We start from the raw sequence: 18,473 nt of genomic DNA on the forward strand, positions 1-18,473 counted from the left end.
TCAGCGGGCCTTGTTGGCCCGCGCCCTTCGGGCGAAGCTCATGATGAGCACGGCCAGCAGGCACACGAAGGCGACCGGTGGGGCGATGTAGACGATGACCCCGATCGTCGGCCAGATGCCCGAGCCCATGTCGGCTCCGGAGCTGGAGCCAACGATGATCGCGAAGAAGCACACGATCGACAGCACGAGGAGACCCAGCGACATGAACGCCAGGATGCGGTCGATACGTCGGACGGGAACGTCGTCGCCCGGCGTGCTGCCGCCGGTGGTGCGGGTGCTCATCGCGCTCAGCCTACTGCCTGGCGCCGGTGTCGTAGGCTGGAAGACCGGGATCCGCTCGGTTCCCGCGTTCCGCCGCGCGTTCGCGCACATATCCAGCGAGGTGTCCATGCCCACCGGCAAGGTCAGGTTCTACGACGACGAGAAGGGCTTCGGCTTCATCAGCACCGATGACGGCCAGGACGTGTTCCTGCACGCCACGGCTCTGCCCGCCGGGACCCCCGCTCCCAAGGCCGGAACGCGCCTCGAGTTCGGCGTGGCCGACGGCAAGCGCGGACTGCAGGCGCTGTCGGTCCGCGTGCTGGACGCTCCGGTGAGCCTGTCGAAGCGGTCGCGCAAGCCGGCCGACGACATGGCGATCATCGTGGAGGACCTCGTGAAGCTCCTCGACGGCATCGGCGGTGACCTGCGTCGCGGTCGCTATCCCAGCGGCCCGCACGCCCAGAAGATCGCCGCGGTCCTGCGCAAGGTCGCCGATGACTTCGAAGCCTGAGCAGGGTGAGCCCTCGCCGGTCGCCGACGAGCGGCTGACCGGCGCGCACGATCTCGCCCTCGCGGCCCTGCACGAGATCACCGCGGCCGACACCGTCGGCCCCGCCGCGGGATACACCCTCGAAGACGACGGCGTCGTCTCGCTCCGTTTTCACACGCGCCTGTCGGGATACCCGGGGTGGTTCTGGACGGTGAGCGTGGCGGTCGTCGAGGACTCCGAGCCGACGGTGCTCGAGGTCGAGCTGCTCCCCGGAGACGGCGCGCTGCTCGCCCCCGACTGGGTGCCGTGGGCGACGCGACTGGCCGAGTACCAGGCGGCCCAGGCCGCCGCGGCGGCAGAGGATGCCGACGACGAAGCGGATGACGACGACGTCGACGACGAGCACGACGATTCCGATGACGACGACGACGAAGAAGAGGACGAGCCCAAGGCCCGCTTCCACGCGGGCGACCTCGACGGCGTGGACATCGACGAACTCGACGCGGACCACGCCCCCGACCATCGGGCGGACGGCGACGACGCGGACGACGACCACGCGGATGATGACGGCGACGACGACGCGGACGCGTACGACGACGATCATGACGACGATCGCGACGAGGGCGACCGCAGCTACTGACGCGCAGCCCCGAACGACGAAGGCCGCCCCGCGTGATGCGGGGCGGCCTTCGTCGTGACCGGCTCAGGCGCCGGGAAGGCGTTCGATCGTGTAGTCGATCGCGCCGATGAGGCGGCGGACGTCGTCGGGCTCGATCGAGACGAACGTCGCCACCCGCAGCTGGTTGCGGCCGAGCTTGCGGTAAGGCTCGGTGTCGACGATGCCGTTGGCGCGCAGGCTCTTCGCGATCGCCGCGGCGTCGATGCTCTCGTCGAAGTCGATCGTGACGACGACGGGGGAGCGGTCGGCCGGGTCGGCGACGAACGGGGTCGCGACCGTGCTGGCATCCGCCCAGTCGTACAGTGCCGCCGACGACTCCGCCGTTCGGCCGGCCGCCCACGACAGGCCGCCGTTGTCGAGGATCCAGCCGAGCTGCTCGTCGAGCAGGAGCAGGGTGGCCAGGGCCGGGGTGTTGAGGGTCTGCTGCAGGCGGGAGTTGTCGAGCGCGTTCTTCAGGCTCAGGAACTCGGGGATGTAGCGGTCGGATGCCGCGATGCCCTCGATGCGCTCGATCGCGGCCGGCGAGACGGCGGCGTACCACAGGCCCCCGTCGGAGCCGAGGTTCTTCTGCGGGGCGAAGTAGTAGACGTCGGCCTGCGTCACGTCGAAGTCGATGCCGCCCGCGGCGCTGGTCGCGTCGATCACGGTGAGCGCGCCGGCATCCGCCTGAACGCGCTGGACGGGCGCGGATACGCCCGTGGAGGTCTCGTTGTGCGGCCACGCGTACACGTCGACGCCCTCGACGGCCTCGGCGACCGTGCGGCTGCCCGGCTGGGCCTTGCGGACGTCGGGCGCCTGCAGCCAGGGGGCTGCGGCCGCGGAGGCGAACTTGCCGCCGAACTCGCCGAAGACGAGGTTCTGGCTGCGGTTCTCGATGAGGCCGAAGGCCGCGGCATCCCAGAACGCGGTCGATCCGCCGTTGCCCAGGATGATCTCGTACCCCTCGGGGAGGCGGAACAGCTGCGCGAGGCGCTCGCGCGTGCTGGCGACGAGGTTCTTCACCGGCGCCTGGCGGTGCGAAGTGCCGAGGATCGACGCCCCGCGGGTGACGAGGGCCTCGAGCTGCGCACCGCGCACCTTCGAAGGGCCGCATCCGAAGCGGCCGTCGGCGGGCAGGAGGTCACTGGGCAGTTCCACGTGCGGCATGGGACCGATTCTAGGGTCCCGGTCCCGGCCCTCCGGTGCTCATGTCGGAGGGGGTCGGTAGGCTGGGAGGACCTGCCGCGCGACATCGAGGACTGCTGAATGACCGACCTAATCGACACCACCGAGATGTATCTGCGCACCATCCTGGAGCTCGAGGAGGAGAAGATCGTGCCGCTGCGCGCGCGCATCTCCGAGCGCCTCGGCCACTCGGGTCCGACGGTGTCGCAGACCGTGGGACGCATGGAGCGCGACGGCCTCGTGGTGGTGTCCGAGGACCGGCGCCTCGAGCTGACCTCCGACGGTCGTCAGAAGGCGGTCGACGTCATGCGCAAGCACCGTCTCGCCGAGCGGCTGCTGAGCGATGTCATCGGTCTCGACTGGGCCTACGTGCACGACGAGGCCTGCCGGTGGGAGCACGTCATGAGCGAGCAGGTCGAACGCCGGCTCGTCGAGCTGCTCGGCCACCCCACCGAGTCTCCCTACGGCAACCCGATCCCCGGTCTCGACCAGCTCGGCGACACCGCGAGCGCCACGTTCGACGACGGGGTCGTGGGTCTGGTGCGCAAGCTCACCGACGCGGGCGGTCCGATCTCGGGCACGGTCCGTCGGCTCGCCGAGCCGGCGCAGGTCGACCCCGAGCTCCTGCAGCAGCTGAAGGCGGCGGGGGTCCTGCCCGGAGCGCGCGGCGACTACCGCTTCAACGAGGGGTACGTGCTGGTGCAGATGGAGGGCGTCGACGAGGGGCTCGAACTCCCGGTCGAGGTCGCGTCGCACATCTTCCTCGTCGCCGAGAGCTGAGTCGACCGAGGCTGAGCCTTCGCCGGGCATTGGGCCGTCACTCGATGCAGAGCGTGACTTGTTCGTTATCTTCGGGTAGCCTCTGAGGGTCCACAGGCGAGAAGCCCGCCGTCGGACCCCTCGCGGTTTGCCTCATCGGCTCGTCGTCCGCAGAGGGTGAAGCCCGCACATCGTGCCCCCAACCATCGAGTGCTGACGAGCCAGCGTCCCAGACGCAGAGGCGCCGGAGGAACTTTGGCTGAACACAACGATCCCGCTGCGGACCTACCCGAGGTCCCCGCAACGGGTCCCACCCGCAAGAGCGCGCGCGCTGAGGTCGCTCGACCCACCCGCCGCCCGATGCAGTCCCGCTCCACGGCGACCGCACCCGTCGCCCGTACCGCTCCCGCCCCCACCGGCGCCGCCCGGCGGCGCGGGGTCAAGCCGCTGCGCAGCGCCGTGATCCTGTCGATGGTCGCAGGGCTCGTCGCCACCGTCGCGATCCCGGCGTACGCGGCCACGGTGCCCGCGGCCCAGACGATGTCGCTGCAGCAGATGTCGGCGCCCGACAACCAGTCGCTCGTCGTCGCGTCGGACGCGACGGCCGAGAGCCTCGACCGCAGCAGCTATTCCGCCACCACGGCGGAGGAGATCCAGAAGAAGAAGGACGAGGAGGCGGCTGCAGCCGCCGCGGCGGCAGCCGCGGAGCGGGCCCGCCAGTCGGCATCCACCGCCGGTTCGTCGGTCTCGAACATCGACCTCACGATGACCGCTCCCGGCTCGGGCGAGGTGCGCTGGCCGCTGACCAGCTACATCCTCGGCCGTGGCCTCTGGGACTCGGGCTACCACCAGGGCGTCGACCTGCTCGCCCCCGGCGGTCAGCCGATCTTCGCCGCCGCGGCGGGTGTCGTGAGCGTCTCGTCCGAGAGCTACGGCGGCTACGGCGTCGGCATCGTCATCGAGCACGTGATCAACGGCCAGAAGGTGTCGACCACCTACGGTCACATGACGTACGGCAGCCGTCAGGTGCAGGCGGGCCAGACCGTCGCCGCAGGCCAGCTGATCGGCCTCGTCGGCTCGACGGGCAGCTCGACCGCGAACCACCTGCACTTCGAGGTGCACATCAACGGCTCGGTCGTCGACCCCTACGCCTGGCTGCAGCAGAACGCGGGCTGACCTCCGTCGCGGAGATCGCGACCTGAAGCGGCGTGCCGGAGACGATCGTTCTCCGACACGCCGCTTCCTGTTTCCCCCCGCACCCGACCCCGGGCGTGTCGCAGTGGGTTAGCCTGTCAGCGACGTCGGAAGAACCGGAGGGAACGCCGATGAACACCAGCCCGCGCATCCGCACCATGGATGCGCTCGGGCTGCTCGTTCTTCGGCATCGTGTGTTCGGATGCCGCGGTTTCGCCGCGATCACCCAGGCGCTGTCTGCCTAGACAGCGCCTTTTTTCATACCCCTGCGCCTCAGCCGTCGTCGCGAGTCGAACATCCGAGAAGCCGTCTCGGCCATTCGAGAGGAAGCGGAATGCGCACACTGGTCCTGAACGCGGGCTACGAGCCCCTCGCGGTCGTGTCGTTCAAACGAGCGCTCGTGCTCGTCATGAACGAGAAGGCCACGGTCATCGAACGCATCGAGGAAGACCCCGTCTGGGCGGCGGCGGGAACCTACGACCGCCCGGCGGTGATCATCCTGACGCGATACGTCCGGGTGCCGGGGGCGCGTCAGGTGCCGGTCACGCGCCGCGGGGTCCTGCGGCGCGACGCGCACCGGTGCGGTTATTGCGGCAAGGCCGCGTCGACCATCGACCACGTGCTGCCGCGCTCTCGCGGCGGGAAGGATACGTGGGAGAACCTCGTGGCCTGCTGCCTGGCCTGCAACAACATCAAGGGCGATCGCACCCCGCAGGAGATGCGGTGGGAGCTGCGACTCGTGCCCGCGCCCCCGCGCGGCTCGTCGTGGACGGTGCGGGGCGTCGACAAGAGCGACCCGCGCTGGGAGCCGTACCTGGCGCTCGCCGCATGATCTGACGCGTGGGGGCCGTCGTCGAGGTGAAGCTCGCGCCCGGGCTCACCTCGGTGGCGGTGCCCGTGCGCGGCCGGAACGGTGCGGTCGCCGCGGCGGTGAACGTCTCGAGGCGCAGTGGGCGGCGTTCCCGTGCGACGGTGCTCGACCGCCTCGTGCCGAGGGTGATCGGCGAGATCGCGGCGAGGGAGGCGGACCTCCGGTCGCTTTGGCGAGAACGGGGATCGTGCGGCGGCTCCGCCCGGCATCGCCCCTCACTCGCTAGAGTCGAAGAGTCGGCGCGATCGATTCCGCGACGACGTGGGGGAGTCTTCCGAGTCGAAGCTGTCCGCGTCCGCGAGAGCGCGTCGGTCGCCGCTCATCCGTGCGGTGTCACGCCCCGCGGAAGGACAGACCCCCCGATGACCTCCGACACGCCCACCCCCGAATCCCCCGTCGAGCGCACAGGGCTGATGGACTCGCCCCCCGAGGAACGGTTCGATCGCATCACGCGCCTCGCGCGCGAGCTCTTCGACGTCGACTACGCGCTCGTGAACATCGTCGACACCGACGAGGTCTACACGAAGTCGCAACCGGAGGGACCGCGCTTCGGCCGGTCGCCGCGCGAGGCGGTGTTCTGCGGCGAGACGGTCAAGCAGGATGGTCTGCTCGAGGTCGACGACGCGACCGCAGACGAGCGCTTCCGCGACATCGCGTCGGTCACGGAGTTCGGGATGCGCTTCTACGCGGGCTTCCCTCTGCGCACCGACGACGGCGATGCCGTGGGCACGCTGTGCCTGCTCGATTCCGACGCCCGGTCGCTGAGCGACGCGCAGCGGCGCAGCCTCGAGCAGTTCGGCCGCTGGGCCCAGGCGGAGGTGCGGCAGAGCGAGGCCGACGCGTCCGCCCCGGCCGCGCCCGCCGATCCGGCCGCTGCAGCGGGCCCGGCGACCGGACGGGAGAAGCGGGGCAGCGCCGACGGCGTGGGCCTGGCATCCCTCGCCATCCCGCACGGGGTCGTCAGCGGAGACAGCAGCGGCTGGCAGCAGGTGGGCGGACGGGTGGTGGTCACCCTCGCCGACGTGATGGGCAAGGGCGAGGCCGCCGGGGCCGTCGCCGACGCGCTGCTCGGAGCCCTGCAGGCCCGGCGCGACATGGACCCCGTGCAGGCGATGCTCTCGGTCGAGGACGAGGCCCGCGCCGACGGCCGCTACCGCGATGTGTTCGCGACCGTCTTCCATGCCGTCGTGGACGCCGCCTCCGGCACGGTCGACTTCGTCGACGCCGGTCACGGCCTGACCCTCGTGCTGCACGCCGACGGGACGAGCGAGAGGCTCGACTCGCGCAACCTCCCGCTCGGGCTGCGTCCGGCCGACGTGACCTGGGAGCCCGGTCGCGTGCGGGTCGGTCGCGGCGACCTGCTCGTCAGCGTCTCGGATGGGGCGCTCGACGCCTACGACTCCACGCTCGAGAGTCTCCGCATGATCGGCGACGATCTGCGCGCCGCCGCCGACACCGGCGGGTTCTTCGACGAGCTCGCGCTGAAGGTCTCCACCCACGAGGTCGACGACGACGTCACCGCCGTCGTGCTGTCGGTGCACTGAGCACTCCGGATGCCGGGTCCTCGCGTGGCGCGAGGACCCGGCATCCGTCGTTGCGGCCTCAGCGTGGGATGACGGTGAACAGGAAGCGCTTGCGGACCATGACGAAGATGATCCCGATGACCGCCGCGTGGATGAGTGTCCCCTGCCAGAAGCTCCCGCGGTCCAGCCCCGGGATGTTCGCCACGGCGAGCACGAAGAACACGTGCACGATGAACACGTACAGGCTCGCCTGGCCGAGGGGGATCCAGAGCCAGCCCATGCTCTTCTCGATCGGCTTCCAGGCGACCGTCAGCACCGCGTAGGTGCACACCAGCACGAGCGGCAGGTCGAGCAGACGCCCCCACTCGAGGAAGATGCGCTGGTAGCCGGAGTCGTAGAGACCCGCGTAGAGGTCGGCCGGGAAGGGCACGGGGGTGAAGCCGTAGGTCTGCCCCGCCCACAGGTAGACCAGGATGCCGGCATAGCCGACCACGAAGACACCGACACCGATCTTGCCGGGCAGCGACGTGAGTGCGCGGATGATCCGGCGACGGTAGTACCCGATCACGAGGCCGTGCGTGAACAGCACCTGCCAGAGCGCGAGGGGGAACACCGCGTCGAACTGCGACGGAAGGCGCAGGACGTCGGGGGCGATGCCGTGCAGAACGTAGACGCCCCAGCTGAGAGCGAGCACGAGCCACCACAGGCGCCTCTTGATGAGCCACATCAACGCGGGATACGCCAGGCTCAGCACCACGAACAGGCCCATGATGTTGAAGGGCCACGGGCCCATCTCGAGCAGGAGGAACTGGCGGACGGCGTACCACGGCGGCGGATAGTCGAGCAGGCGCTCGCCGTTGGGATAGAGGTCGTACACGCGTCCGCTGTCGCCGGAGCCTCCTTCGCCCGTCCCGCGATCGGTGAAGGTGGTCACCGCGGAGGCGTCGACGAAGGGGAGGAAGCCGATCGCGAAGACCAGCAGGATCACGGCCAGGGCGACGAGGTACTGCTTGCGCGCGCGTCCCCACGCCGCCACCGCCGCGCCCCACTCGCCCGCGCGGGCGACCGCCGCGGGGAACACCATGCCCAGCACGATGCCGCTGAGCAGCACGAACAACTCCGCCCCGGTGATCGCACCGATCGCCTTGAGTGAGGCGTAGGCGAACGGGCTCGTGACCTCGATGTGCGTCACGACCACCACCACGATGATGAAGCCGCGCACCATGTCGATGCGCAGGTCGCGGCTGGCCGAGGTGTCGTCGTAGCGCCATTTCGGCAGCGCGCGACCGATGATCCCGGATGCCAGGAACGCGACCGCGAGGACGGCTGCGCTGCCGGTGATCCAGTTCATCTCCTCGTTCGGATCCGCGCCGCCCTGACGCACCTGCACCGTGGCGGCCACCCCCTGCTCGGGCGTGACGACATCGGAGACCGGTCCCCAGCGGATGAGGCCCGTCGAGAGCAGGTCGTCACGCAGCGCGGTGGCCAGCTCGCCGTTCGCCGTCGCGCGCCAGTCGACCTCGCGTCCACCGGCCTCGGCCTCTTCGCGGACCACCTCGAGCCAGGTGATCCCGGTGATGAGGGGGTGGTCGCCGAGCTCGGCGAGCATCTGCGTCCACCAGCCGCGCTTCACCGCCAGTTCGGAGTCGCCCTCGCGACCGAAGTCGTACAGCGCGCCGGTGTCGAGCAGGAGCTGCTTGCCCTGGCCGACGGCGAAGCGGTCGTAGAACGAGGAGCGCTGACCGGTCGTGTAGCCCCATCTCTCGTCGAGCCGTGCGGCGACCTCGCCGTCCTCCGGGGCGGCGTTCTCCTCGAGCGGCACGTCGCGGCCGGCGGCGGCCGCCGCCTCGCCCTTGCCGAAGTAGTACAGCGACAGTCCCACGCGGTCGACGGAGTCGGCATCCGGGAAATACGGACCGTACGGGTCGTCGGCCTCTGTGAACAGCCCGTCGCCGTCGGTGTCGATCGCGACGCGGTCGCGCACGGTGATGGCGTCGAGGCGGCCGTCGGCGCGTTCGAAGGGGTATCCGGCGCCGTAGGAGGGGCTCCACACCATCTCGGCGCCGGAGGTGCCGGCGTGCACGGCAGCGGCGACGTCGTCGAACGCGGCCACGTAGGCCGTGGGCTGCTGCCCCCACGACACCCACGAGCCGTTCATCTCGGGCGCGAAACGCACGAACTGCTCGGTGCCGTACTGCGAGTGGTAACGCTCGAGGCGCATGGTGAGCTCGGCCGCGTCGGCGTCGGTCAAGGTCTCGAGCTCGGCCGAGGGCTCCAGGGTGAGCACCAGCGAGGCCCCCTGCCCGGCGACCTGCAGGGCGGCGTGCTGCCACTCCGAGATCGAACGCGCGTCGAGGGGGTACGACAGGCGCACGCTGTACATCGCCGGGGTCTCGCCGAGCCGGGTGCGGTAGCCGTCGGGTCCGTCGTCGCCCCAGTCGAGCTCGGGGCCGAAACGCACGCCGTCGGTCGCCGGGGCGGGCGGCGTCGCGGTCGGGGTGGCGGAGGGCGTGACGGATGCCCCGGGCGCGTCGGGGGTCGCGCGGGGATCCGGCGTCGCGGGCGCCGCGACCGTGCCAGATGCCGCCGAGGGCGCGGGTACCGCGGCCAGGGCGGGGGAGACGCCGATCAGAAGGAGTGCGGCGGTGGCCCCCACGGCCGCCGCGATCCGTCGTCCCGCGTGCCTCACTCTCGTCTCGTCTCCAACGTCCAGACGTTCCGGTCGCCGTCGCGACGGAAGTCGACGTCGTCGACCCCCGCGTTGGCGAGGGCCAGGCCGCGGCCGCTCTCCTCGTCGGCATCCGCCATGCGCACCGATGCCAGGTCGAGCAGGGGAGGGTCGCCGTCGTCGCGGAACGTCGCGACGAGCCGCTGCGCATCGGCGAAGAGGTCGAGGGTGAACCGGCGCTCGTCGGACTCGCCGCGCGAGTGCTCGACGATGTTGCCGGCGATCTCGATCACCGCCGTCTCGAAGCCGAACCGCGTCATCGGCGTCACCTCGCCCACCTCGTCCCACCACCCGGCGAGCAGGTCGAAGATGGCGTCGAGGCTCGCCGGGACGACGGCGGCGTCGAGGGAGCGGCGCGCCGCGGGCTCAGTCACGGAGGGCCTCGTCGACGCTCGGACGCGGACGCAGCACCCGGTCGAGGTTGGTGAGGCCGAGCACCATCGTGACCTGCTCGCTCGGGGCCGCGAGGCGCAGGTCGCCGCCGGCCTGGCGCGCCGTCTTCAGGCAGGCGACGAGCGCGCCGAGTCCCGACGAGTCGACGAACTCGGTCTCCGAGAGGTCCACGACCACGATGTCGCCCTTCCCTCGGGTGATCTCGGCGGTGACCGTTTCGCGGAACGACTTCGCCGACACCATGGTCAGACGGCCGCGCGGCGTGACGACCGTTCCGTCGGGGCGGGAGTCGATGTCGACCTGGAGCATGTCAGTAACCCTTCGGTTGGTGATCGGAGGCGGAGTACAGCACCGCGCGGACGATGATGCTGAAGACGGCGAGGTCGTACAGGACCCACGCGATGTTGATGAGCGGAGCGATGCCCTCGGCCTGCCCCGCGGCGTAGCGCACGGCGACGACGCCGAGCGAGGCCACGAGGGCGCCCATGACCCACAGCTGCGGCTTCACGAGGTCCCAGCGGGGGCGGTTCTCGAGCGAGCGCGTCTTCGGGGTGACGGAGAACCCGAGCGAACGCCCGCGGTAGACGTTGTCGAACGCGCTCGTGACGGAGCGGATCCACACGGGGAACAGGGCGAGCGAGTACTGCGCGCCCCGCCAGGTCGGTCGGCCGTTGGCCACCACCAGGAACAGCACCTGGTTGATGACGAAGAACGGGATGAAGCGCGCGAAGAAGTCCACGCTCCATGCCTGGACGGGCATGACCCCGAACGACAGGTACAGCACGGGGGCGGCGACGTACACGATCGCGGCGAAGCCCGACAGGTAGCTCCACATCGTGCCGAAGTACATCAGCCGCTGACCCCAGCTCATGCCCTTCTGCACGAGCGGGTTCTCGCGGAACATCACCTGCATCGTGCCCTGCGCCCAGCGCAGGCGCTGGGTGAGCATGGTCGGGAGATCCTCGGGGGCGAGACCCTTCGCGAGCACCTCGTCGTGGTAGACCGACTTCCAGCCGAGGCCGTGCAGGCGCATCGAGGTCGCCATGTCCTCGGTGACCGAGATCGTGGCGAGGGGCATGATGGCCTGCGCCTCTTCTTCGCGCCCGACGTCGAAGGACTCCACCAGCATGCTGACCGACTCGACCGCGGCCAGGGGCGACAGGCTGCGCTCGCCGAGGGCTTCGAGGGCGAGGTCGTCGATCGCGGCGAGGGCGGCGGGGTCTCCCGTCACCTCCGCCAGCTCGGCGAGCTCGGCGCGCACCTCGGCGATGTCCTGATCGGCGAGCTCGCGGCGCACCGCCATGATCTGCCGCTGGAACCCGTAGGTGAGATCGGCGAGGGCGTCGCCGCGCGCGATGCCCGCCTTGAGGTCGTCGAGCGCGCGGGAGACGCGATCGAGGGATGCCACGATGCGGGCGTCGGTCGCGTGCTCGCGTCGCGCTCGGGCGAGCACGCGACGGGACGAGCGGATGCCGCGGTTGACGGCGAGGGTGACCTCGCCGACGTAGCGCGAGACGCCGAGCTGCATGAGGGCCTCGCGGCGCAGGATCGCGTTGGAGCCGCAGAAGAAGGCGGCGTTCCATCCGTCCTTGGACTGCTGGATCGGCCCGTAGAACAGGGGCGCCTGGCTGCCGAGGGGGTCGCTGGCCGGGACGTTGGTGAACCACTGCGGGGTCTGCACCAGGGCGACGCGGTCGTCCTCGAACCATCCGAGCGTGCGGTCGAGGATGTCGGGGGAGGGGATCTGATCGGCATCCAGGATGAGGAAGAACTCGCCCTCGGTCACCATCAGCGCGTTGTTGAGATTGCCGGCCTTGGCGTGACGCGGGCGATCGCGCCACGCCTCCGAACGGGTGATCACGCCGATGCCCTCGGCTTCGGCGAGGGCGCGCAGCTCGGGGCGGTCGCCGTCGTCGAGGATCCAGGTCTCGTGCGGGTAGCGGATCGCCTTGGCCGCTCGAGCGGTCTCCATGACGAGGTCGAGGGGCTCGTTGTACGTCGTCACGAGGACGTCGACCGTCACCTCGTGCTTCAGCGGGGGTGCGTCGTGGCGCTCGCGCAGCCTCCAGGCGCCGAGGCCGAAGAGGAGGGAGTCGATGAGGCTGTAGGTCTCGGCCAGCACGAGGGGGACCGCGATCCACCAGGACTCCCAGTTCACCGACGCCAGCCAGCGCCACGTGATGTAGTTGAGGCCCGTCGCGGCGGACAGGATGACGATCACGCGCACCAGAGCGAGACGTCGTGTGCGCGAGACGTCGCGACGTCGTGCATCCCGTCGCAGATCATCGCGACGGATCGTTGTTTCGACGACCAATTGGGGGGACCTTTCGTCGCTTTTCATCTTCTATGAAGACGGGCTTTCGCGTCGATCCTTGACGCGCGCGTCGTCGAGTCGAGAAGGTACGCTCCCGCGGGCGCGGGTTCGTCGTGACGGGGTCGCCGGCCGACGATGTCGGAGGTCGATCGTATCTTCGACCACAGGGATTGAGACACTAGAACACATGTTCTAACCTGTGGGAGTGAGGGCGATCGTGAGAGACCAGGTACAGGCCGTACCCGACATCACCGCGCTGCGCGATCGCCTCGAGCGCATGCAGGGGCGGCGCATGGACGCCCCCGTGCTGCCCACGCATCCGGCGTTCTCGTCGCTGCTGCCCGGCGGGGGTCTGCGCTCGGGGTCGGCATATGCGCTCGCCCGCTCGGCATCCCTTCTGCTGGCCTTGATGGCGCGTCCCTCCCAAGACGGAGCATGGTGCGGGGTCATCGGCATGCCCGAGCTCGGAGCCGAGGCGGCCGAGAAGTACGGGCTCGACCTCGACCGGCTCGTCTTCATCCCCGATCCCGGACCGCGCTGGCTCGCGGTGACAGCGACGATCACCGAGGTGCTCCCCGTGGTGGCCGTGCGTCCGCCCCTCGGCTCCCCGGCCGCGCGGGGAGGGGCCGAGACCACCCGCCTGGCCGCGCGCCTGCGCGATCGCGGATCGGTGCTGCTGGTGCAGGGCGCCTGGCCGCAGGCGGAGGCCGTGATCGACGTGGCCGACCCGCACTGGACGGGGCTCGGGCAGGGGCACGGCTACCTGGCCGGGCGCGAACTGACGGTGTCGGTCAGCAGTCGTCGCTCGCCGAACGCCCGCCGCGCCCGCATGATGCTGCCCGCGGCCGACGGCTCGATCGAACTGCTCGGCGCCCCCACCGAACGTCTCGTGCCCCGCGAGCGCGAGGCCTATCCCGTGCGGGCGGTGGGCTGATGACGGCGCCGACGCGCAGTCTCGTGCTGTGGTTCCCCGACTGGCCGATCACGGCGTTCGTGCGCGAGGCCGTGTCTCCTCCGAAGCCGGATGCCGCCGTGGCGGTGTTCGCGAACAACGTCGTCGTCGCGTGCTCGTGGGCGGCTCGCGCGCACGGCGTGCGGCGCGGGCAGAAGCGGCGCGATGCGCAGGCCCTGTGCCCGGGGCTGCAGGTGGTGCCCGCCGACGCTGTGCGCGACGCCCGAGCCTTCGCCCCCGTCGTCGCTCGCGTCGAGGAGCACGCCCCCGGCGTGCACGTGGTGCGGCCGGGGCTGTGCGCCGTGAAGGCCCGGGGCCCGGCCCGTTATTACGGCGGCGAGCTCGAGGCGGCCCGCATGCTGATCCGCCTGCTCGACGACGACGGGTTCGCCGGAGTGCGGGCGAGCGTGGCCGACGGCGTCTTCACCGCGGAGCAGGCGGCCCGCACGGCCGGCCTCGACGAGCCCGTGCGCGTCGTACCGCCGGGGGAGGCGGGCGCGTTCCTCGCGCCGCTGTCGATCACGACCCTCGACGACGACGAGTTCGGCAGCCTCCTCTCGCGCCTCGGGGTGCACACCCTGGGCGAGCTGGCCGGCCTGCCGGTCGAGAGGATGCGGGAGAGGTTCGGCGAACGGGGGGTGCGTCTGCACGCCCTGGCGGGGGGTCTCGACTCCCAGCCGGTGCTGCCGCGCACGCCCCCGCCCGAGCTCCATCGCGACGTCGCCTTCGAGCCCCCGCTCGAGCTGGCCGACCAGATCGCCTTCGGCATGCGCGTGGCGGCCGAGGAGTTCATCGCGCGCCTCGGCGCGCACGACCTGGTGTGCACCGAACTGCGTGTCGTCCTCACCGGCGAGCGGGGCGAGCGCAGCGAACGCGTGTGGCTGCACCCCGGCTCGTTCGACGCGGCGGGAGTGGTCGACCGCGTGCGGTGGCAGCTCGCCGAAGACGCGCAGGGCATCTTCGGCAGCGGGGTCGCGGGCGTGCACATCGAGCCCGAGGCCGTCGATGCCGCCGCGCACCACGCCCGGGGTCTGTTCGGTGCGGGGCCCGACGAACGCGTGCACCACGCCCTCTCGCGCGTGCAGGCGATGCTCGGCCATCGCGCGGTGCTCACGCCGGTGATCGGCGGCGGGCGGTGGCTCGCCGAACGGCAGGTGCTGGTGCCGTGGGGCGATCGTGCCGTCACGGCGAAGGAGCGCACGCGCCCCTGGCCGGGGAGTCTCCCCGACCCCCTGCCGGCGACCGTCTATCCCGAGCCTCGCCTGGTGGGGGTCACCGACATCGCGGGGGCGCCCGTGACCGTGGGCGAGCGAGACGCGCTGAGCGCCCCACCCGCGGTGCTCGAGACGGCGGGGCAGCGTCGACGCATCCAGGAGTGGGCGGGTCCCTGGCCGATCAGCGAGCGCGGGTGGGACCCCCTGCGCGCTCGGCGGGCGCACCGGTTCCAGGTCGTCGACGCCGACGGGGGTGCGTGGCTGCTCGTCGTCGAAGAGGGGGAATGGCGAGCGGAGGGGCGCTATGACTGACCGCCGTCCGCTCTCCTCGCGCGCGCTCGCCGCTCGGTCGTCGCCCCTCGGATCGGGAGGTGCGTGATGGGCTGGACCAATCCGCCGGTGAAGTGGTCGGAGCTCGAACGACTGCTCAGCGACGCGCGGCGCCCCACCGGTGCCCCGCCTAACGGCGACGGCGGTGACAGTCCGGCGTGGTCGCACAAGCGCGGCGCCTACGTGCCTCCGACGATCGAGCGTCCGGCCGACACCGTGCCGTACGCCGAACTGCACGCCCACTCGTCGTACTCGTTCCTCGACGGGGCGTCGTCGCCCGAGGAGCTCGTCGAAGAGGCCGAACGCCTCGGCCTGCACGCCCTCGCGCTCACCGATCACGACGGGTTCTACGGCATCGTGCGTTTCGCCGAGGCCGCCGAGGCGCGCGCGGTGAAGACGGTGTTCGGCGCGGAACTGTCGCTGGGCCTCCGCGGCCCGCAGAACGGCGAGGCCGACCCGACCGGTTCGCACCTCCTCGTGCTCGCGCGGCGCGAAGAGGGGTATCACCGCCTCGCCGCCGCGATCACCCACGCGCAGCTCGAGGGCGCCGAGAAAGGACGCCCGGTCTACGATCTCGACGACCTGGCCGAACGCGCCGGGGGTCCGCGCGATCCGCACTGGGCGGTGCTCACCGGATGCCGCAAGGGGGCGGTGCGACAGGCCCTGGCGTTCGAGGGGCCGGCGGGTGCGGCGCGAGAGCTCGACACCCTCGTCGACCTGTTCGGGGCCGAGGCCGTCTACGTCGAGCTGATGGATCAGGGCGACCCGCTCGACTCGCGCCGCAACGACGTGCTCGCCGGGCTCGCGGCCGAACGGGGGCTCGCGACCCTGGCGACCAACAACGTGCATTACGCCGCCCCGCAGAAGCAGCTCCTCGCCGCCGCCGTCGCCGCGGTGCGGGCGAACCGCGGCCTCGACGAGCTCGACGGCTGGCTCCCCGCCCACGCCGGGGCGCACCTGCGCTCGGGGGCCGAGATGGCCGCGCGCTTCGCCCGGTATCCGGGAGCCGTGGCGCGCACGGTGGCGCTCGCCGACGAGATCGCGTTCCCCCTGCGTCGGGCCAAGCCGGCCCTGCCGAAGCAGAAAGTGCCCGAGGGGCATACGCCCATGTCGTGGCTGCGGCACCTGGTCTGGGAGGCGGTGCCGACGAAGTATCCGAACCTCTCCGACGACGACCGCCGCCGTATCGAGCGCGAGCTCGAGGTGATCGAGATGAAGGACTTCCCCGGCTACTTCCTCATCGTCTACGGCATCGTCGCCGAGGCCCGTCGTCGCGGCATCCTGTGTCAGGGGCGGGGCTCGGCCGCCAACAGCGCCGTCTGCTATCTGCTGAACATCACCGCGGTCGACTCCATCTTCTACAAGCTGCCGTTCGAGCGGTTCCTGTCGAGCCTGCGCGACGAGGAGCCCGACATCGACGTCGACTTCGACTCCGACCGGCGCGAGGAGATCATCCAGTGGGTCTACGGCGAGTACGGGCGCGAGCGGGCGGCGCAGGTGGCGAACGTCATCCAGTACCGCCCGAAGAACGCGGTGCGCGATATGGCTCGCGCTCTCGGGCACTCCCCGGGTCAGCAGGACGCCTGGTCGAAGCAGGTCGAGCGCTGGGGGGCGACGCTCGAGACCGGGTCGGATCACGACATCCCCGATCAGGTCATCGAGTTCGCGTCGGAGCTGCTCAAGGCGCCGCGGCATCTCGGCATCCACTCGGGGGGAATGGTGCTCACCGACCGGCCGGTGGGCGAGGTGGTGCCCATCGAGCACGCGCGCATGGAGAACCGCACGGTCATCCAATGGGACAAAGACGACGCGGCCTGGATGGGGTTGGTGAAGTTCGACCTGCTCGGCCTGGGCATGCTCGCGGCGCTGCAGTACTGCTTCGATCTGATCCGGGATGCCACGGGGGAGGAGTGGGAGCTGTCGGCCCTGCCCAAAGAAGAGAAGGCCGTGTACGACATGCTGTGCCGGGCCGACTCGATCGGGGTGTTCCAGGTCGAATCACGTGCGCAGATGGGTCTGCTGCCGCGCCTGCAGCCGCGGAAGTTCTACGACCTCGTCGTGCAGATCGCCCTTATCCGTCCCGGGCCCATCCAGGGCGGGGCGGTGCACCCCTTCGTGCGGCGCAAGCTCGGCCAGGAGGAGATCACCTACGTGCACCCCAAGCTCGAGCCGGTGCTGTCACGCACGATGGGTGTCCCGGTGTTCCAGGAGCAGCTCATGCAGATGGCGGTGGCCGTGGGCAACTGCTCGGCCGAAGACGCCGACCTGCTGCGCCGGGCGATGGGGTCGAAGCGCGGGCTCGAACGCATCGACTCCCTCCGCGAGACGCTGTACGCCGGCATGGCCGAGAACGGCCTGGTCGGTCGGGTCGCCGACGAGCTGTACGCGAAGATCCAGGCGTTCGCGAACTTCGGCTTCGCGGAGTCGCACTCGCTGTCGTTCGCTCTCCTGGTCTACGCGAGCTCGTGGATCAAGCTGCACTACCCGGCGGCGTTCCTCGCGGGGCTCCTGCGCGCGCAGCCGATGGGGTTCTATTCGCCCGAGACCCTCACCGCCGACGCCCGCCGTCACGGTGTGGTGGTGCGTCGGCCCGATCTGCTGCGCTCGAAGGTCCAGGCCTCGCTCGAGGTGCTCGACGACGACGCCGGTTCGCAGCACGGAGGGGATGCCGGGGCTCCGGCGGGGGCGTCGGTCGGCGAGACGCGGCGCGGGCCGGGGGATGCCGGGGGAGCCCCCGATGCGGACGACGCACCCCGCCGCGGGGCCGGGGCGCCGACCGGACGCCCCGCGTGCGCGCACGCGGATCAGCCGCCGACGGGGGAGTTCGACCCCTCCGAACCCGACGAGACCCTCGCGCACCGTCGAGACGGGGGGTTCGCCGTGCGGCTCGGGCTCGCGGAGGTCACCGGGATCGGGGTCAAGGTCGCCGAGCGCATCGTCGCCGAGCGTGAGAGCGGGGGTGCGTACCGCGACCTGCGCGACCTCGTGCGGCGCACGGGACTCGTCACCGCGCAGATCGAGGCGCTCGCCACGGCGGGGGCGTTCGAGTGCCTCGGGCACACCCGCCGCGAGGCGATCTGGCTCGCCGGATCGGCCGCGATGGATCGCCCCGAGTTCCTCCCCGACTCGCTGGTCTCGGTTCAGCCGCCTCTGTTCACCGACCCCTCCAGCTACGAGGTGCTCGCCGCCGACCTGTGGGCGACGGGCCTCTCGGCAGATGACCATCCGCTGACCCATTTCCGCTCCGCGCTCGACGCTCGCGGGGTGATCACCTCGCGAGAACTGCGCACGTTCGAGACCGGCCGACGCATCGAGGTCGCGGGCCTGGTGACCCACCGGCAACGGCCGGCCACGGCATCCGGGATCACCTTCCTCAACCTCGAAGACGAACACGGGCTCATGAACATCATCTGCTCGGTGGGGGTGTGGAACAGGTACCGGCGCGTCGCCCGGGAATCGCCCGCTCTCATCGTGCGCGGAATGCTCGAGCGCTCGGTCGAGGGGGTCACCAACGTGGTCGCCGACGGGTTCACGGATCTGCGCGTCGGGGTCGCGCACGCATCGAGGGACTTCCGATGACCTCGAGCGCCCTCACTAGACT

Annotated in this window: 15 protein-coding genes; 9 read left to right on the top strand and 6 right to left on the bottom strand. The window is 71.0% G+C overall.

Annotated elements, in window-relative coordinates; genetic code table 11:
• Complete coding sequence (locus AB0N80_RS09065; protein ID WP_315994772.1) at positions 1–282, bottom strand: multidrug ABC transporter ATPase; 282 nt, start codon at positions 280–282, stop codon at positions 1–3.
• Positions 283–388: 106 nt separating this feature from the next.
• Between AB0N80_RS09065 and AB0N80_RS09070 the strand changes: the two genes are divergently transcribed.
• Positions 389–772: a cold shock domain-containing protein gene (locus AB0N80_RS09070; RefSeq protein WP_307454093.1), complete on the top strand. Its 384-nt coding sequence runs from the start codon at positions 389–391 to the stop codon at positions 770–772.
• Positions 756–1,391 carry a DUF3027 domain-containing protein gene (locus tag AB0N80_RS09075; RefSeq protein WP_363578535.1) on the top strand — a complete coding sequence of 212 codons (636 nt, stop codon included), beginning with the start codon at positions 756–758 and terminating at the stop codon, positions 1,389–1,391. The genes AB0N80_RS09070 and AB0N80_RS09075 overlap by 17 nt, the downstream gene beginning before the upstream one ends.
• 63 nt (positions 1,392–1,454) lie before the next feature.
• Here the strand turns inward: AB0N80_RS09075 and serC are convergent, their stop codons facing one another.
• Positions 1,455–2,576, bottom strand: a complete 1,122-nt coding sequence (gene serC, locus AB0N80_RS09080) for a phosphoserine transaminase (protein WP_363578536.1) — start codon at positions 2,574–2,576, stop codon at positions 1,455–1,457.
• A 99-nt stretch (positions 2,577–2,675) separates the two neighbouring features.
• On the opposite strand from serC, the gene AB0N80_RS09085 reads away from it, so the two are divergent.
• The 4 genes from AB0N80_RS09085 (at position 2,676) to AB0N80_RS09100 (ending at position 6,962) form a co-directional block, all read left to right on the top strand.
• Positions 2,676–3,374: a metal-dependent transcriptional regulator gene (locus AB0N80_RS09085; RefSeq protein WP_315994769.1), complete on the top strand. Its 699-nt coding sequence runs from the start codon at positions 2,676–2,678 to the stop codon at positions 3,372–3,374.
• Positions 3,375–3,713: 339 nt separating this feature from the next.
• Positions 3,714–4,529, top strand: a complete 816-nt coding sequence (locus tag AB0N80_RS09090) for a M23 family metallopeptidase (protein ID WP_315994768.1) — start codon at positions 3,714–3,716, stop codon at positions 4,527–4,529.
• 352 nt (positions 4,530–4,881) lie between these two features.
• Positions 4,882–5,379 (top strand): HNH endonuclease, encoded by a 498-nt coding sequence (locus tag AB0N80_RS09095; RefSeq protein WP_315994767.1) that lies wholly within the window; start codon positions 4,882–4,884, stop codon positions 5,377–5,379.
• Positions 5,380–5,780: 401 nt separating this feature from the next.
• Entirely contained in the window at positions 5,781–6,962 is a 1,182-nt protein-coding gene (locus AB0N80_RS09100; RefSeq protein WP_363578537.1) for a GAF domain-containing SpoIIE family protein phosphatase, read from the top strand.
• A 58-nt stretch (positions 6,963–7,020) separates the two neighbouring features.
• Here AB0N80_RS09100 and opgC read toward each other — a convergent pair whose 3' ends face one another.
• The 4 genes from opgC to AB0N80_RS09120 are packed head-to-tail and all read right to left on the bottom strand — an operon-like array spanning position 7,021 to position 12,289.
• Positions 7,021–9,630 carry an OpgC domain-containing protein gene (gene opgC, locus AB0N80_RS09105; protein ID WP_363578538.1) on the bottom strand — a complete coding sequence of 870 codons (2,610 nt, stop codon included), beginning with the start codon at positions 9,628–9,630 and terminating at the stop codon, positions 7,021–7,023.
• Positions 9,627–10,043, bottom strand: coding sequence for an ATP-binding protein (locus AB0N80_RS09110; RefSeq protein WP_315994764.1), 417 nt, complete (start codon positions 10,041–10,043; stop codon positions 9,627–9,629). The genes opgC and AB0N80_RS09110 overlap by 4 nt, the downstream gene beginning before the upstream one ends.
• Positions 10,036–10,371 carry an STAS domain-containing protein gene (locus tag AB0N80_RS09115; protein ID WP_315994763.1) on the bottom strand — a complete coding sequence of 112 codons (336 nt, stop codon included), beginning with the start codon at positions 10,369–10,371 and terminating at the stop codon, positions 10,036–10,038. The genes AB0N80_RS09110 and AB0N80_RS09115 overlap by 8 nt, the downstream gene beginning before the upstream one ends.
• A 1-nt stretch (position 10,372) precedes the next feature.
• The gene (locus AB0N80_RS09120; RefSeq protein WP_315995263.1) at positions 10,373–12,289 is read right to left on the bottom strand and encodes a glycosyltransferase family 2 protein; all 1,917 of its coding nucleotides are present in this window, start codon (positions 12,287–12,289) and stop codon (positions 10,373–10,375) included.
• Positions 12,290–12,593: 304 nt separating this feature from the next.
• Between AB0N80_RS09120 and AB0N80_RS09125 the strand changes: the two genes are divergently transcribed.
• The 3 genes from AB0N80_RS09125 (at position 12,594) to AB0N80_RS09135 (ending at position 18,451) form a co-directional block, all read left to right on the top strand.
• Positions 12,594–13,310 carry a hypothetical protein gene (locus AB0N80_RS09125; RefSeq protein ID WP_315994762.1) on the top strand — a complete coding sequence of 239 codons (717 nt, stop codon included), beginning with the start codon at positions 12,594–12,596 and terminating at the stop codon, positions 13,308–13,310.
• The gene (locus AB0N80_RS09130; protein ID WP_363578539.1) at positions 13,310–14,854 is read left to right on the top strand and encodes a DNA polymerase Y family protein; all 1,545 of its coding nucleotides are present in this window, start codon (positions 13,310–13,312) and stop codon (positions 14,852–14,854) included. The genes AB0N80_RS09125 and AB0N80_RS09130 overlap by 1 nt, the downstream gene beginning before the upstream one ends.
• Positions 14,855–14,920: 66 nt before the next feature.
• Positions 14,921–18,451 carry an error-prone DNA polymerase gene (locus AB0N80_RS09135; RefSeq protein WP_363578540.1) on the top strand — a complete coding sequence of 1,177 codons (3,531 nt, stop codon included), beginning with the start codon at positions 14,921–14,923 and terminating at the stop codon, positions 18,449–18,451.
• The last annotated feature ends 22 nt before the right edge of the window (positions 18,452–18,473 follow it).

Source organism: Microbacterium sp. NPDC089188 (genome assembly GCF_040685155.1).
In the GTDB taxonomy this organism is placed as follows: Bacteria; Actinomycetota; Actinomycetes; order Actinomycetales; family Microbacteriaceae; genus Microbacterium; species Microbacterium galbum.